General features: G+C 58.0%; 1 protein-coding gene. It reads right to left on the bottom strand.

Translation table 11 applies throughout. The features are described from left to right. Positions 1 to 952 (bottom strand): flagellar filament capping protein FliD (gene fliD, locus B3187_RS14150; protein ID WP_286807129.1); only part of this gene is annotated, 952 nt, incomplete at its 3' end. Between the last annotated feature and the right edge of the window lie 74 nt (positions 953 to 1026).

Raw genomic sequence — 1026 nt, 5'->3', positions numbered from 1 at the left:
CCTGCCCGTCTTCATCGGTGTCGGTATCCCGCAGGCGCTGCATTTCGTTGACGAAGGTATTGTAGGCCTCGACAAAATCCCGAATGGCGGTTTCCGCCAGAGCCCGATCCTCACTGACGTTGATACTGATTTCCTGGGCCGGGTCGGCGTTCAAAATATCGAAGGTCATACCATCGATCACATCATCAATGGTATTGGTGGTGCGGGTAACCTCCAGGCCGTTCACACTCAGAATCGCGTCTTTACCCTCCTGCTGTTGAGTAAAGCCCTGTTCCACTTCGTTGTAATTGAACTGCGCCAGGCCCAGCGCACCGGCATCCTCGGTGGCGGTGATTTCCAGCTCCCGCTGAGCACCGGTAGGGCTTGTCAGCAGCAATTGATAGTTGCCCTCCTGCCCCACAATACTGGCCTGGACCCCGATATCCGCTTTGTTGATGGCATCTCGCAGGCCCGTCAGGCTGTTGTTACTGTCGTCGATTTCAATGCTGGCGCCTTCGGCAACCGGGGCAAGGGTAAAATTTCCGCTTCCATCCCAGTCCCCAAAACGCAAATTCAACGTACCAGTGCCCACTTCGTCATTCAGACTGGCAAAGGTGCCTGACGCTAACGACTGGGACTGCGCCACTTGGCTGACCCGCACACGGTAGTTACCCGGCACCGCGTCGGGGTTCAGCTCGTTGACGGCCATCAGGGAGTTGTCGGAAATGGAGGCCTGCTTGGCGTTAAAGGTGTCCTCATTGGCCAGGCCCTGAACGGCCGAGTCCAGATCGCTCACGGCGCTGCGCAGCAGGCCGTAACCGGATATCTGAGCGTCAATCCGCTGCTCGCGGGTTTCCAGCCGCTGCTCTTCTGGCGCCTGCTGCAGGCCCACCAGGTCATCCACCAGCTTGGAGGTGTTGACACCGCTGCCACCACCGATCCGGTTGATAATATCGCTGCCTATGCTTGCCATTGCGAACCTCTGATATTGATTTGCGGGACCAGGTCACGGCGTATAACCCAGAGCTCGCGTAGGGCGGATAAGCG

Source organism: Marinimicrobium sp. UBA4209 (genome assembly GCF_002381585.1).
GTDB lineage: Bacteria > Pseudomonadota > Gammaproteobacteria > Pseudomonadales > Cellvibrionaceae > Marinimicrobium > Marinimicrobium koreense.
This window is presented reverse-complemented; position numbering and strand designations above follow the sequence as displayed.